Source organism: Cohnella sp. GCM10027633, from assembly GCF_042675445.1.
Taxonomy (GTDB): Bacteria; Bacillota; Bacilli; order Paenibacillales; family Paenibacillaceae; genus Cohnella.
The window spans coordinates 517,049-531,659 of the sequence record NZ_JBHTGV010000002.1; the positions used below are offsets into that span (position 1 = coordinate 517,049).

The following is a 14,611-nucleotide window of genomic DNA, read 5'->3' on the forward strand; positions in this document are numbered from 1 at the left end:
AACGCCGACTCGTCGTTGACCAAGTTTAAAGTGGAGACAGATGGAATGTTAGCGGAGCTCGGATATGATCATCCCCATCCATTTCGTTTGGGCAGTGAAGTTCTAGTAGATATGAATGAGTACGCAAGCAACTATGTGTCTAGAGGTGATATTGTCGTCTTTCAAACTAAAAACAATAAAGACCAAGAAACCGACATTGCAAGAGTCGTGGGACTTCCCGGTGAAACGATACGCATTGAGAAAGGCCAAGTCTATATCGATGACAAAAAGTTGGATGTTTTTTATGGCGGCGATTCAACAATTAACAATAATGACTCATGGAAAGCAGTCGATTTGAAAGAAAATGAATATTATATATTGGCGGATGTGCGATGGCGAGGATTCAATGATAGTCAGACAGGCGGTCCGTTTGCGAAAGATGACATTTTAGGAAAAGTAGTCGGGTATGAAAGAAGTGAATAAACAAAGTGCTCCATACAAAGAAAGCCGATGAAAACTGGCGTCTGTACTCAACAGGCGTCAGTTTTTTAGCTTTTTTTGTGGTCGTTCCTCGTTATAAAAGTTTATATAACGATTCATTCTGCTTTGTGCCATTCCTGATCGCTGTGAACGATCAGCCCGGTCACGTCTTTTCGTATTTCAACTGCTTGCGATAGGTTGACAGATAAATTGACTATCATTAGAATAACTATTAATATAATAACTATCATTAGGATATTGACTTACAAAATGAACGTTGGATTCTAAATCAGCGTGATACGGTTTGGTGACTCTTGTTGCACTAAACTCATGATCTTAAGGCCGTAGTAGGGCACAGAGGAGGTTAAAGATTGAGGAATCGAGATGACGAAGTAGAAGGAACGGAGCTTGATTTAAAGCTAATACGCGTACTAAGAAACATGGTGAAAGAATTATTTACGAGCTTAGAGAAGGACATTGACAACTATGGCCTAAGTAAAGAGACCTTTCAAATTTTGGAGCTTCTTTATAATAAAGGTTCGCAGCCTATTCAAAAAATAAGCGACACCTTCTCGATACCAAGCGGAAGCATCACTTATGTAATCGATAAGCTTGAGAAGAAGGGGCTCGTGGAACGACTTCCTATCCCAGGTGACCGTCGAAAAACAAATGTTTCGTTAACGAGTGAAGGGAGGAGCTATTTTGATAACATCTTCCCAAAGCATGTTCAATTGATCTCCGACAATTTATCCTTTGCTTCGGAAGAAGAGAAGCTTGAGCTTATACGCGTGATGAAGTTAATTGGTTATGGAATTAAAAATCGTGAAAGTTCTGCAAGTACTGAGGAATCCGATTTAAATAGAAAATAATTTATGTAACTAATGAGGAGGACTTAATCATGGAAATAGGTGTTGATACTTTTGTCGAAACAACTCCGGATGCTCATACGGGAGAAGTGATCAGTCATGCTGAGCGATTACGTCAGGTTGTAGAGGAAATTGTCCTTGCGGATCGGGTAGGGCTAGATATATTCGGGGTCGGAGAGCATCATCGCAAGGAATTCGGGGATTCTGCTACCGCCGTCATTTTAGCGGCAGCGGCGCCAATGACTAAAAGGATTCGTTTGACGAGCTCGGTAACCGTACTTTCTGCGGCAGATCCTGTTCGTTTATTCCAGCAATTTGCCACGCTCGACGGTTTATCGAACGGACGAGCTGAGATTATCGCGGGTCGAGGCTCTATGGTTGATGCGTTCCCGCTGTTTGGTTATGACTTAAAAGATTATGACCAGCTATATGAAGAGAAATTAGAGCTCTTGTTACAATTGAGGGAATCGGAGAAAGTCACTTGGAAAGGAGGGTTCCGACCAGCCTTTACGGACCTGGGCATATACCCTCGCCCTGTGCAAAGCCGTTTGCCCGTATGGATTGGCAGCGGAGGAAGTCCGGAATCGGTAATCCGAGCAGGCGAGCTGGGATTGCCGCTTGTGCTGGCGATTATTGGAGGGAGCCCGTTGCGATTCGCACCGCTCGTACCGCTTTATAAAAATGCTGCGGCACTTGCGGGACATGATGTATCAAAATTAAAAATAGCCGTGCATTCACTTGGCTATGTCGGCGAAAGCAACTCGCTTGCGGCCGAGAAATATTTTCCGTCTACTCAAGCCTCGTTTAATTATTTTGCGAGAGAGCGTGGTTGGGGCCAATATACCCGTTCTCAATTCGATGACAGTCGTACCTTGGAAGGCGCATTGTATGTCGGAGACTCCGAAACGGTAGCCAATAAAATAATATTCATGAGCAAGCATTTAGGTTTTACGCGATTCTTCCTGCATCTGCCCGTCGGCACGATGCCGCACGAGGATGTATTGAAGGCGATAGAACTGTTAGGCAAGGAAGTAGCTCCGCGAGTTCGCGAAGAGATCGCCAAATCTGCTGAGATCAGTCATGGAAAAAAAGCCCTCACTTCTACTGAGAATGTTTAATCCGGGATGATAAAAGTCATTCTAAATGTAGAGAAACGGATGCGATCTGATTCTCAGAGGAGAAGAATGATGGGCAAACTTGAAGGTAAAGTGGCATTAATTACGGGAGGCAATAGCGGAATCGGTCTATCGGCGGCTAAATTATTCATTGCCGAAGGTGCGAAGGTTGCGATTACGGGGCGAAATTTAACCACGTTAAACGCAGCGAAGGACGAGCTTGGTCCGAATGTCCTTGCGATTAAAGCGGAAGCAGCAGATCCCGCCGACATGGCAAACGCCGTAACGCAGGCTGTCGCAACCTTCGGCAGTCTGGATATCGTCTATGCGAATGCCGGCATTTCATCGCCAACGCCACTGGGAGACACGGAGCTGTCAGTTTTCGAGGAAGTTCTTAAAGTTAACGTTACAGGCGTCTTCTTCACCATACAAGCCGCTTTGCCTCATCTGAAAGAAGGCGCTTCGATCATATTGACCGGCTCAACGCGCGCTACTGACGGTGCGCCGTCAAGATCTGCATACTCGGCTAGTAAAGGCGCCATCAGCAGCATGGCAAGAGTGCTCGTAACTGAGTTATCACCGCGGGGCATTCGCGTGAATACGGTAGTGCCGGGAGCGACGCGAACACCTATCTGGAAAAAGTCAACGCCCGAAGAAACCGCGAAGCTGGAATCTTCGCAAGCGCGGACGATCCCGCTAAACCGCATGGGCGATCCGGAGGAAATCGCTAATGTCGCCTTGTTCCTCGCTTCCGATGAGTCTTCTTTCGTGCAAGGAGCGGAAATTACGGTTGACGGTGGAGCGCGCTCGGCGCCTCTCGGAGCACCTGTGTACCGTCAATGAGGATGGCACAACGGAGACAATTCGAATTCCAGGAGGAAAATCATGAGTATTCTTGAAAATAAAGTCGTGCTTATAACGGGAACCGCCGGAGGACTGGGTCGCGTCGCGGCATTGACCTTCGCCCGCGAAGGCGCGAAAGTAGTCGGCAGCGATATTAACGTAGAGGCAAATAACGAGACAGTCGAACTCGTGCGAAGCGCCGGAGGCGAAATGACAGGCATCGCACCGATCGACCTCACCGATCACGAACAAGTAAAGAAGCTGGTAGAGGAAGCCGCTCAAGCTTACGGCGGACTCGATGTGATCTACAATAATGCGGCCATACAGAAATTCGGACCGATGCCGGACTTCTCGATCGAGGATTGGCGGAGAACGATTGCCGGAGAACTCGACATTCCCTTTTTCGTATCGAAGTACGCCTGGCCGCACTTGGTGAAAAGAGGCGGTGGCGTCATACTAAACGTCGCTTCCATATCCGGTATTATCGCCGGCGATTTCCCTCCGATGGTGGGGCATGCGGCGGCGAAAGGAGGCGTTATCTCCATGACCCGGCAGTTAGCCTTGGAAGGTGCACGACATGGAATCCGCGCGGTAGCTATCAGTCCCGGACCGTTTATCACTCCGGCTAGCGATCGCGATTTAGGAGACAATCAGGAGGCGCGGGATGCCGTCACGAAGAAGACGCTTCTTAAGCGGTTCGGACAACCCGATGAGCTTGTAGAACTCGCGGCATTCCTCGCTTCTGATCGAGCTGCGTACATTACGGGAGTTAACTACGCCGTCGACGGCGGTGCAACTGCTTGGTAATTGTCATTGATTCATCTAAGGGAAACCATAGTTCCATACAAAGAAAGCCAATCCCTCGTGTGGTTCGAGTGATTGGCTTTCCTATGTCTACTGCCCCGCGATCATGCGGAAGTCGATCGCCGACGGCGGCGGATAAAGCCGGGCGGCTTCGTCCGCGAGCTCCGGCGTCACCGCGACGCCGCGCGAGGCGGCCAGCTTGCCGGCGTGATACTTGTACCACAGCTCGATGATCTGCACTTCGCCTTCGCGGATGACGGCGAACTCGGTCTCGAACAGGCCGCGCATGTAGTCGTCCTTGCCGAGCGCCAGCGCCGCCGCGCCTACGATGATACGAATCCGGTCGCCGTCCATGAACGACGGCGGCAGCGATTCGTACAATTCCCAAGCCCGCTCGTGCCGGCCGAGACGGACGAGCAACGACAGATGTTCTTCCGCGAGCGCGCGGTCCGGATATTCGCCGTTAATCGCGAATGCCCGCTCGTACATGGCGAGCGCCTCGTCGTGCTCGCCGCGCCGAACCATCGCCTGAGCCAAGTTCCGGTACGCCCAAGCGGAAGGCTCGATCGCCAGCGACCGTTCCCACGCCTCTACGGCTTCGGCGTCGCGGCCGTTCTCGAACAAGACGACCCCGTAATGTAGGTAGGCTTCCCAGCTTCCGCCCTCCGGCCGGTCGAGGCTGTCGGCCAGCATCGCCGCCCATTCGTCCTGTACCACCCAGGAAGGCGGCACTTCGCGAGGGGACGCGCCGCTAAGTCGCCCGTGGTAGAGCAAGTCGAGCCATGGCCGCTGCGCATCGTCCAACGTCCGGTCCGCGAAAGCGAAGCCCGCCGGCATCGCGCGCCCTTCGACCGCCGAGCGCCGAAGCTGCTCTAACGCTCCCCAACCCGAACCGTCCTGGAGCGACACCGTCGGCGTAAGCTCCGCCAGCGAACGCAGCATTTCATGCGCCGCGTACATCCCTTCCTCGCTCAACGCTTCCCCGACGCGATGCTCGACCGCCTCGCGCGCCCGACCCCAGTCTCCGCCGATCGCCGAACCGGCGTCGATGTCCGTCATGCCGATCGCTTGCGTGAAGTCCCATTCCGTATGAGCCGGCATCTCGAGCCCGTGCAATTGCGTAGGCGCGAAGCCGCCTTGAACCTCGATATAGCCGCCTTCGCCGGGATTCGCCAAGAAGTCTCTCCAACGCATGCCGCCGGGATGATGTCCCCAACAGAACATTTTGCGATAGCGGAGCAGCGAAGTCGAACGTTCGTAGAACAATCTGCCGTCCTCGTAAGCGACAGCTTCCCATGGCGAACGGCATTCGGCCGGCGTCTGGAAGAAGTACTCGCTCGAATACGGGAAGCTCATCGGGTAGGAGACGTCCGCGTCCGGCACGGAAGGGAGGCCCGGCAGCTTGCCGAACGCGTGGCCTTGCAACCCCGCCTCGATATAGATCGCTTCGTCCGTCGCCGAGAAGACGCGCGCTCCCTCCGTCTCTTGTACCGCGATATTCGTCCACCAATACATCGGAACCGGCTTGTCGTTGTCGTTCACGATCCGCACGTAGACGAGGAGCTGCTCCGAACCTTGCGGCAGATGGAAATCGATGTGCCAGAATACGTTCTTCATCCGCTCGTACTCGTACATCCGGACGAATTCGTTGCCATCGCCGTCGATCAGCTTAGCTGCGTGCATTGGCGAGCTCGTCGTGAACGTATGGCCGATATGCCCGATGTTCCACTCGATGCCGCCCGAGAACCACGCGTTCAGAATCGCGAGATTCGCCGGCTGGAATACCGGGTTACGGTACAGAATTTCACGGTCGCGCTTCTTATCCTTCAACGAATAGAGCCGTCCGCCGTACTCCGGCAGGAATACCGCCCGAAGCACGTCGTTCTCTAACTCGATCGTCTTCAATCGCAAAGTCCGCCGCTTCCGCGAATAGCGATCCTGCATCCGGTAGGGCAAGTAGCGCTCCCCCGTGTGCTCGCCCATATGGCGAACGAGCTCCGGCGGAATGCTCGCGTCGGCCAGCACCTTCCGGTGAGGGTCGGGGCTGCGGAACATCGGGAGCGGATTGTCTCCTTCGAGCAATGCGCCTTCGATCTCGAGCGTCGATACGGTTACTTTCATCTGATTGCGTCAGCTCCGATCCGTCAGCCTTTAACCGCGCCTACGGTTATGCCTGCGATGATTTTTTTCGATACGAACATGTACACGATGAAGCTAGGCAGGAAGACGACCATGCACGCCGCGAAAATTCCGCCGTAATTGCCCGTGTTCGCGAAGCCGTACACGATCGATTGCAGCGCCAGCGCGAGCGTCCGCGTCCCCGGTTCGTTGGCGAAGATGAGCGAGAAGAAATACTCGTTCCAGATGGCCAGGAAGTTGAAGATCGACAGCGTGATCATCCCCGGCTGGGCGATCGGCAAGATGATCTTGACGAACGCGCGGACCGGACCGCAGCCGTCCATCGCCGCGGATTCCTCGAATTCCCTCGGAATGGAGGAGAAGAACCCGGTCAGGAAGAACACGCCGAACGGCACGTTCGTGCATACGTAGACGAGTATGAGCGTTAAGATCGAGCCGGTCAACTTGAATTGCACGAATAGCGAGAACAGCGGAATCGTGATCAGAATGCCGGGGATCGCGATCGCCGACACGAACATCAAGTTGACGAGGCCGCGGCCCTTGAAGCGGAAGCGGGCCAGACCGTACGCGGCCGGCGCCGCGATCGCGACGATGCCGACGCAAGAGAGGACGGTATACATGACGCTGTTCAGGAAGTAGCGACCCATGCCTTGTTCCTCGAACAAGCCGGTGTAGTTGGACCATTGAATGCCGCTGCCGAGCAGGTCGTTGGTGAAGATGTCCCTCGTCGTGCTGAGCGACGCGAGGATGACCCAGCCGAACAGCACGAGCGAGAAGGCGAGCCAGGCATAGAGCGGAACGTAGGCCAGCCAGAGCCCTTTGGATTTATTCGCTTGCATGGGATTCCCTCCGTTCAGTATTCAAGCCGTTCTCTCGGGAATAACCGGCCGATGATAAGCGATGCGATCAGGATGGCCGCCGTGATGAGGATGCCGACGCTCGCGCCGGAACCGACGTTGAACGACTCCTCGACGTAGACGCTGCCGCCTTTGCCGAACACTTTCTGATACATGTAGTAAGCGGGCGTGACCGTGTGCGGATCGTCCAGTCCGAAGGTGGCCGACCAGACGAAGAAGTTGAACGCCGTAATCGTCCAGAGGACGAGCGTCGTGCGGAACACGTCCCGTATGAGCGGCAGCGTGATCGAGAAGAACTTGGTGATCGGTCCGGCGCCCTCGAGCGTCGCCACTTCGAAGTAGTCGGCGGGAATCCGGTTGATGCCCGCGTTCAGGATGAGCATGAAGTAGCCGATCGAGCCGAAGCTGAAGGCGAGGATCATCGAGAAGTAGATGTGGTCGTTGTCCGTCCACTGGATCTCCGCGAGCGACGAGAGGCCGATCTTGTTGAAGAACGTCGTCAGCAAGCCGAAGCGCGAGTTGAAAATATATTGAAGCCAAACGACCGACAGCACGACGGCGGACACGGTGTTCGGAAGGAAAATCAACGATCGCCAGAAGTTGACGCCCCGCACCCCGGATGTCAGGATGACCGCGTACAGGAAGGCGAAGGCGAAGATGATCGCGCCCCCGATCGCCCATATGCCGAGCATGTTCGATACCGAGCCGGTGAAGTAAGGACTGTCCATCAAATCCTTGTAATTCGTAAGGCCGACGTACTTCCATTCGTGCATTTTGCTAGAGAGCGTCGGAATATCGTAGAAGCTCATCGCCAGCGTCCGCAAAGTCGGGTAGAGGAACACGGCGAGATAGATTAGGATGGCCGGCATCAGGAAAAGCGCAACGACCGATTTGTTCATTCGCATGGGGCCTTTCACCTCCGCATGAAGTCCGAACGCGGCGTCCGAACGGAGCGCCGCGCCCGGAACTTACGATGTTCCGTTAGTCGTTATCAGTTGCCGTAAAATTTCTTCGCTTCGGATACCATCTTCTCGACGTAAGCGGCCGGGTCGAGCTTGCCCGTGGCCAGTTCCATGAACTGAGGCAGAACGGTTCCCGTCGAGAAGTCGGCACCGTTGTCGATGCCGAAGCCCCAAGGCATGTTGAATTTCGCGTTATCGAATGCGACCGAGGCTTCCGCGAGCTGCGGCGGCCAAGTCGTATCTACGGTTGCCGGAATCGCGAGAGCCGAAGTCGCCATCGCTTCCTGCGCCTTCTTGCCGACCAAGTATTTCACGAGCTCGAACGCGGCTTCCGTATTGGCGCCCTTCTTGTTCATGAGCAGCCCTTGCGCGCCGAAGCTCAATCCCGCCAGCCCGCCCTTGCCGTTGCCGTTCGCGACGACCGGGAATTGGAACGAACCCCATTGGAAGTCGGGACCTGCAGTCGCAGCGACTTCGTTCGGCAGCCACGTGCCGTTCAAGTACATCGCCGCCGAGCCGAGCGCGAGGTCTTGCTGTCCCGCAGGATACTTATTGCCCGCGATTTTATCCGAGAAGTAGCCCTTGTCGTGCAGCACCTTCATGTCGTTCGCGAATTGGGCGACGATCGGGTCTCTCCACATTTCGCCCGTCGCGTCCTTCACGAGGCTGTCCGTCCAGTCGCTGCCCATCGCGCTGCCGAAGTAGCCGCCGATGAACAGATCCCGGTAAGCGTCGTCGAACGTGATCGGATCCACGCCGATTCCTTTGAGCTTCTCGCAAGCGGCGAGGAACTCTTCCCACGACGTCGGCACGCTCGTGATGCCCGCTTTGGCGAACAGCGCCTTGTTATAGAAGAAGAGCACCGCGTAGGGTTGTTGAGGAATCGCGTAATATCCTTCTTCCAGTCCAGCCGGGACGGACAGCGTCTTCGACCAGTCCATCAAGGACGGCAGCAGCGTCTCTTTCACCGTCTTGCCGTCGGAGCCGACCGACTTCTGATTCAGCAGGTCGTCCAGCTTCAGCACGTAATCCTTCAGGTTGGTCAACGCGGCGCCCGGATCTTGCTCGAAGATGTCGATCTGTTGGCCGCTCTCGAGCGCCGGCTTCAGCAGCTTGTTGATGTCGCGGCCGTTGAACTTCACTTCGACGTCGACTTTCGGGTTGGCCGTCTCGAAGTCGGCGACCGCTTCTTCGATGACTTTGGCTTGCGGTTCGGTATTGCTCCACATCGACCAGAAGACGACTTTGCCTTCCAGGCTCGAAGCCGCAGGAGCGGATTCGGAAGCGGCCGGCGTTTCGGAAGCCGCCGCGGACGAAGCCGGAGCGGAGGCAGACGGCTCGTTGTTGCCGTTGCCGCAAGCAGACAGTGCTGTAAGCGCTAGCATAGAGGAGAGCAGAACGGTTGCGATACTCTTTCTTGATTGGATCACGGATCGATTCCCCCTAAAGCGAAGTTGGTTACAATTGCGATTATAGGGTCGTTTCGGGCCGCAAAGTATGCCTTCTCGTTAGGGAAGTATGGACGATATTCAGTTCTCTCCGATTCGCGAATCCAACCCATAACGAAGATGATATAATTAACGTGCATAGACAAAACGACATTTTTCCTCTATTACATCGCGACGCGGGAGGACATGGGATTGCTCAAAAAGCTGCGCATACGCACGCAAATCTTCATCGCTGTCGCTTGCATCCTGGCAGCCATGCTCGTCATCCTCTATTCGTTGTCCGCGCAATCGTCGCGCCTCATCGTGAAGAATAACGACCGGTATACGGAAGACGCGATTCGCAAGTTCAAGCTCGGTCTGTCCCGGAACGTCGACGAGGTCGGCCAGATCATGCTGAATCTCGCGTTCGATCCGTTCGTGCAGAAGTTCTTGACGCAGAACGATCGGAGCTTGGAATACGAAATGGGCAAGGAGCTCGACCGTAAAATCATCTCCTTGAAGGCCGGCCGGACAGGGTTCGAGGACATCGTGCTGATCGGATACGGCGGGACGAGGTACAGCCTTAACGGAGGACTCGAATACGCCCGCCGGCTGGAGAAGGATATCGCGGCGACGGGCGGCATCTACGCGAGCGGCTTCGTTCCGTTCGTTAACGGAATCACTCAGCAGACCGGCATGGTGTTCGCGCAGAACATCTACGCGGACGACTTGGCGGGCGGAGCGGTCGGCAAAAGGATCGGATACATCGCGGTCATCGCCAACGTGGACGACATGTTCCTGGGCGACAAGACGGAATCGGAGCCGGGCGTGAGCTTCTATCTGATCGACCGCAACGGAGACGCTTATCCGGAGCTTCGTTCCCCGGATGCTTCCCGGATCCTCGAGACGTTAAGCCGCCAAGCGGACGGGACGGAAATTCCCCTGCGGATGATGGATACGATCGGCGGAGTCCAAGGAACGGTCCGGATCGAGAAGCTGGACCAGATGGAGGGGGCCGTCCTCAGCTTCGTGCCCGAGGAAGCGCTGCTGTCCGAGCTGAACAACGCGCGCACGAGAAGCGTATTGATCGCCATTCTCGCGCTGCTCTTGACCGCGATTCCGTTCGGCATCATCCTTAACAACATCATTCATCCGATCCAGATTCTTGCGCGGTTCATTAACGGGATCAAGTCGGGGAACATACAAGATTTGAAACAGGACCTACGGTTAGAGGGCAACGTCGAGATGAACGTCGTCGGCGAACGGTTCAACGGCATGCTGGGCGAGATCAACAACTTGACCGACCGGCTCGTCGAGACCGAGACGCATCTGCTCAAGTCCGAGATCGAGAAGGAGAAGGCGGCGACCGCGTATTTGCGAAGCCAGATCAATCCGCACTTCCTGTACAACACGCTCGAATCGATCAAAGGCGTCGCGTTGGAAGCCGGCTCGCGGCAAGTCGTCGACATGACGAAGGCGCTGGGGAAGCTGTTCCAGTACAGCGTCAAGGGTCCCGGCATCGTTCCGCTCGAGCAGGAGTTGAACGCGGTGCAGTCTTACGTCTTCTTGCAGCTCATCCGCTTCGAGGGCAGGTTCGAGGTCGAATACGACTTCACGGAGGAAGCGCTCCGGACGACGGTCATGCGGATGATTCTGCAGCCGATCGTCGAGAACGCGATCTTCCACGGGCTGGAGCCGAAGACGTCGAAGGGATTGCTGCGCATTAGCGGCTCGGTCGACGAAGCGAACACGCTGACCGTCCGAATCGAAGACGACGGCATCGGCGTCGACGCGGAGACGCTCGAGCGCATTCGCGGCGGATTGCTCGCCAAGCCGTCCGGATTGGACGCGGACGGCGCGGGCGTCTCGTACGACGGAAGCATTGGCATCGCCAACGTTCATAACCGACTGAAGCTGGCTTACGGACCGGCGTACGGGCTGGCCTTCGATAGTGAGGCGGATAAGGGGACGCGCATTACGCTGACCATGCCGGCCGGCGCCCAAGATCGCATGCAAGGAGGGGATCTCGTTGTATAAAGCGCTGCTCGTGGATGATGAGAATCTCGTGCTGAAGAGCTTGGAAGCCGGCATCGACTGGCGCAAGAGCGGCTATCGCGTGGCGGGCAAGGCGAACGACGGCGCGACGGCGTTGGCGCTCGTCCGCGAAATACGGCCGCACGTCGTCTTCACCGACATCCGGATGCCGGGCATGTCGGGGCTGGAGCTGATCAAGCGGATCAAGGAGCTCGACGCGGACATGCAGATCATCGTGATCAGCGGATACGCGGAGTTCGCGTACGTCCAGAAGTCGCTTCAGTTCGGCGTGTTGGGCTATTGTCTGAAGCCGTTCGACGATCACGAGATCGAGACGCTGCTGACGAAGGCGAACCTAGCGATCGACGAGAGCAGACGCAGGCGCGAAGGGCGGCTGCTGGAGCTGGTGGAGGATCGCGGATCGGCGCATGCGGCCGAAGCCTTCGATTGTCTGTTGCGCGGCGAAGGATTAACGGACGATAAGCTGGGCGTATACGTCTCGATCGGGCGGGGGCGGCTGTCGTTCGGCGACGATCGGCCCGCGGTCGCGGTGTCGCTGGGCAGCGCTCGGACCGTCTATTTCGTCCAGTCGGCGGAAGGAGCGAACGGTTCGGACTTGCTCGCAGACCCCATCGCGGTCGGCGAAGAGATCGTCGGCATCGGGGCGGCCGCGTCGGAGCGCGGATTGGCGCGGCTGGCGGACGCCATCGAGCAAGCGACCGACTGCGCGTGGGACTTCTTCGTGCATGGCAACCGGGACGGCGTCTTCGTGCGGAAAGCGTCCGGAGCGCATGAGGAGACCTCGGCGGCGGCGCAAGCTAACGGTTGGGTAAGCAAGCTCGAGGCAGCGGCGGTTTCCCGGGATGCGGCCGGCATTCGCGCCGCGCTGGATGCGTTAAGGCCGCCGGAGCGAAGAGCCGGCTTGCGCATACGCCACGCGCTCAGAATCTATCGGCTCGTATGCTTCTACGCGACGAGCGGCCGGTCGGACGCGCTGGAGGACGAGTATCCTTCGGCCAAGGAACAATTGTATCCGCTTTATCCGAGCTTCGAGTCGATGCTGGACGCCTTGGTTCGGGTCGTCGAGAGCGGCGCGCCGGCGAGCGCGCCGGCGGCTCCGTTCCCATCCGCGTTGCCGGAGAAGACGGCGCACGCGAACCTTAACGAGATCGTGAAGCACATTCACGAGAACTTCCGCGGCGATCTGTCGATTCAGAGCATCGGCAAGCGTTACTTCATGAACCCGAATTACGTGAGCCAGCTGTTCAAGAAGGAGCTGAAGACGACGTTCACGGAGTACGTGACGAACGTCCGTCTGCAGGAGGCGAAGCGGCTGCTCCGGACGACGGAGCTGTCGATCGGGGAAGTGGCGGAGAACGTCGGCATCCGGGACTACTTCTATTTCATCCGCGTGTTCAAGAAGCACGCCGAGCAGACGCCGCGGCAGTTCCGGTTGAAGGAGGAGAAGGCATGAGCGTTGTTACGGTCAGGCGGCGGACTAGGCTATGCGCGGCGCTCGCGCTAGGGGTCTTCTTGCTCGCGGCGTTGAGCGGCTGCCGGGGCGGCTCCTCGGGCGACGACGGACAAAGGTCGGAGGAGAGAACGACGGCTTCCGAGCCGATGGAAATCACGGTCGCGCTATGGGGGCTCGCGGAAACCGCGACGACGGACGACCCTCTCGTGAAGGCGCTAGAGAAGAAGCTGAACATCCGAATCAAGCCGATTCCGATCACGACGGCGAATTACGTGCAGCAATTCCAGATGTGGGCGTCGACGGGGCAGCTTCCGGATATTTTCTCGAGCGACGCGATTCATTCTTCTTACTATCAGAGCTGGGTCGAGGAAGGGTTCATCAAGCCGCTCCCGGAAGATCTGTCGGCCTACCCGCATCTCGCCGAATACGTCTCCACGCCGGAGATCCAGAACTTCAAGGAGGACGGCAAGCTATACTTCGTTCCCCGCAAGACGTACGACAGCACCGACTATAACGTCCTGGACAGAATCGTGCTGTACCGGTGGGACTTGGCGCAACAAGCGGGAATTACGAAGGAGCCGGAGACGTGGGAGGAATTCCGCGACATGCTCGCCGCGATCGTCGCGGCGGATCCCGAGGACAAGCAGATCGAAGGCCTGTCCGCCGTCAGCAATCTGCTCGTCGGAGGCTTGTTCTGGCTGTATGGCGCGCCGGCGGCGACGAGCGACGGCAGCGGCAGCGACTTCAAGTGGATCAAGGAAGACGGGCGGTACATCCCCGCCGTGTTCTCCAAGCACGCGATCGAATCGCTGAAGCTGATCCGGCAATTCTATAACGACGGATTGATCGATCCGGAGCTGACCGTGACCCGCGGGGAGATGGGACGGGACAAGTTCGCCCAGGGCCAAGTCGCGGCCTTGATCACGGCCGGCATGTTCGAGAGCGTCGACGTTAACATCTATAAGGAAAGATGGTTGAAGCTGTATCCGGGGGACGATTCGTTCTACGACAAGGTGAAGGTGCTCAAGCCGCTGGTCGCCATGGACGGCAATCGCTATCATCCGGTGTTCAAGTCGTTCTGGTCCGAGAGCTACGTCTCGGCCAAGGTCGGTGACGATAAGATGGACCGCATCCTGCGGCTGTTCGACTATATGAACGCTCCCGAATTCAAGGAGATGCGGCATTACGGGCTGGAGGGCGTCGATTACGTCAAGGAAGGCTCGAAGATTACGATGAAGGATCCGGAAGCGGGACCGCTGACCAAATACAAGTATTTCTCCGGACTGTCGAACCTGTTGGAGTGGGACGGCATGTCGAAGATCGATCCCGCATACGCCGGTATCTCACCAGGGGCGCATCGGTTGCAAATGGAGTTGCTCGACTACTCGATGAAGATGACGACTCCGCAGCCTTACGAGTCCCGGTTGACGATGTTGTCCACCCCCACGAAGGATGGGTTCTCGATCTTCGACAGCGACGATATGATCCGGGTCATGATCAGCAAGCTTCCGGTGGAGGTTATCTGGCAGGACATCGTTAACGGGTATAAGGCCAAAGGCCTCGACAAGATGATTGAGGAAGTGAACGCGAAGGCGAAGGAAATGGGATTGTAAGGAGAGGCGCCCGGTCTG

12 protein-coding genes are annotated in these 14,611 nt (G+C 56.6%); 8 read left to right on the forward strand and 4 right to left on the reverse strand.

The annotated features are described in order from the left end of the window. Nucleotides 1–45: 45 nt before the first annotated feature. The 5 genes from lepB to ACFQZG_RS06715 all read left to right on the forward strand — a co-directional run bounded on the left by lepB (nt 46) and on the right by ACFQZG_RS06715 (nt 4,090). Nucleotides 46–462 carry a signal peptidase I gene (gene lepB / locus ACFQZG_RS06695; RefSeq protein WP_378150784.1) on the forward strand — a complete coding sequence of 139 codons (417 nt, stop codon included), beginning with the start codon at nt 46–48 and terminating at the stop codon, nt 460–462. A 368-nt stretch (nt 463–830) separates the two neighbouring features. Beyond that, nucleotides 831–1,328 carry a MarR family winged helix-turn-helix transcriptional regulator gene (locus tag ACFQZG_RS06700; RefSeq protein WP_378150785.1) on the forward strand — a complete coding sequence of 166 codons (498 nt, stop codon included), beginning with the start codon at nt 831–833 and terminating at the stop codon, nt 1,326–1,328. Between the two features lie 29 nt (nt 1,329–1,357). Continuing rightward, complete coding sequence (locus ACFQZG_RS06705) at nt 1,358–2,443, forward strand: Atu2307/SP_0267 family LLM class monooxygenase (protein WP_378150786.1); 1,086 nt, start codon at nt 1,358–1,360, stop codon at nt 2,441–2,443. A 69-nt stretch (nt 2,444–2,512) separates the two neighbouring features. Further along, entirely contained in the window at nt 2,513–3,283 is a 771-nt protein-coding gene (locus tag ACFQZG_RS06710; protein WP_378150787.1) for an SDR family NAD(P)-dependent oxidoreductase, read from the forward strand. Nucleotides 3,284–3,325: 42 nt separating this feature from the next. After that, nucleotides 3,326–4,090, forward strand: coding sequence for an SDR family NAD(P)-dependent oxidoreductase (locus ACFQZG_RS06715; RefSeq protein WP_378150788.1), 765 nt, complete (start codon nt 3,326–3,328; stop codon nt 4,088–4,090). 87 nt (nt 4,091–4,177) lie between these two features. On the opposite strand, the gene ACFQZG_RS06720 is transcribed toward ACFQZG_RS06715, so the two are convergent. The 4 genes from ACFQZG_RS06720 to ACFQZG_RS06735 form a co-directional block, all read right to left on the reverse strand. Then, on the reverse strand, nt 4,178–6,208 hold the full coding sequence (locus ACFQZG_RS06720; protein ID WP_378150789.1) for a DUF5107 domain-containing protein: 2,031 nt from the start codon (nt 6,206–6,208) through the stop codon (nt 4,178–4,180). Between the two features lie 23 nt (nt 6,209–6,231). Beyond that, nucleotides 6,232–7,065, reverse strand: a complete 834-nt coding sequence (locus ACFQZG_RS06725) for a carbohydrate ABC transporter permease (protein ID WP_378150790.1) — start codon at nt 7,063–7,065, stop codon at nt 6,232–6,234. A gap of 14 nt (nt 7,066–7,079) precedes the next feature. Further along, a complete protein-coding gene (locus ACFQZG_RS06730) occupies nt 7,080–7,988 on the reverse strand; it encodes a carbohydrate ABC transporter permease (RefSeq protein WP_378150791.1) in 909 nt (302 codons plus the stop codon). Between the two features lie 86 nt (nt 7,989–8,074). After that, nucleotides 8,075–9,475: an ABC transporter substrate-binding protein gene (locus ACFQZG_RS06735; protein WP_378150792.1), complete on the reverse strand. Its 1,401-nt coding sequence runs from the start codon at nt 9,473–9,475 to the stop codon at nt 8,075–8,077. Nucleotides 9,476–9,685: 210 nt separating this feature from the next. Here ACFQZG_RS06735 and ACFQZG_RS06740 point away from each other — a divergent pair, with 210 nt between their 5' ends. Genes ACFQZG_RS06740 through ACFQZG_RS06750 form a run of 3 tightly spaced genes read left to right on the forward strand, consistent with a single transcriptional unit; the run spans nt 9,686 to nt 14,593 of the window. Next, nucleotides 9,686–11,509: a sensor histidine kinase gene (locus ACFQZG_RS06740; protein ID WP_378150793.1), complete on the forward strand. Its 1,824-nt coding sequence runs from the start codon at nt 9,686–9,688 to the stop codon at nt 11,507–11,509. Further along, nucleotides 11,502–12,980 carry a response regulator transcription factor gene (locus ACFQZG_RS06745; RefSeq protein ID WP_378150794.1) on the forward strand — a complete coding sequence of 493 codons (1,479 nt, stop codon included), beginning with the start codon at nt 11,502–11,504 and terminating at the stop codon, nt 12,978–12,980. Before ACFQZG_RS06740 ends, ACFQZG_RS06745 begins: the two co-directional genes overlap by 8 nt. Further along, a complete protein-coding gene (locus ACFQZG_RS06750) occupies nt 12,977–14,593 on the forward strand; it encodes an extracellular solute-binding protein (RefSeq protein ID WP_378150795.1) in 1,617 nt (538 codons plus the stop codon). The genes ACFQZG_RS06745 and ACFQZG_RS06750 overlap by 4 nt, the downstream gene beginning before the upstream one ends. Nucleotides 14,594–14,611: the final 18 nt, after the last annotated feature.

Coding starts and splice junctions, on each gene's coding strand:
- lepB (WP_378150784.1), top strand. CDS start 46: ATGTTAGCGGAGCTCGGATATGATCATCCCCATCCATTTCGTTTGGGC.
- ACFQZG_RS06705 (WP_378150786.1), top strand. CDS start 1,358: ATGGAAATAGGTGTTGATACTTTTGTCGAAACAACTCCGGATGCTCAT.
- ACFQZG_RS06710 (WP_378150787.1), top strand. CDS start 2,513: ATGGGCAAACTTGAAGGTAAAGTGGCATTAATTACGGGAGGCAATAGC.
- ACFQZG_RS06715 (WP_378150788.1), top strand. CDS start 3,326: ATGAGTATTCTTGAAAATAAAGTCGTGCTTATAACGGGAACCGCCGGA.
- ACFQZG_RS06720 (WP_378150789.1), bottom strand. CDS start 6,208: ATGAAAGTAACCGTATCGACGCTCGAGATCGAAGGCGCATTGCTCGAA.
- ACFQZG_RS06725 (WP_378150790.1), bottom strand. CDS start 7,065: ATGCAAGCGAATAAATCCAAAGGGCTCTGGCTGGCCTACGTTCCGCTC.
- ACFQZG_RS06730 (WP_378150791.1), bottom strand. CDS start 7,988: ATGCGAATGAACAAATCGGTCGTTGCGCTTTTCCTGATGCCGGCCATC.
- ACFQZG_RS06750 (WP_378150795.1), top strand. CDS start 12,977: ATGAGCGTTGTTACGGTCAGGCGGCGGACTAGGCTATGCGCGGCGCTC.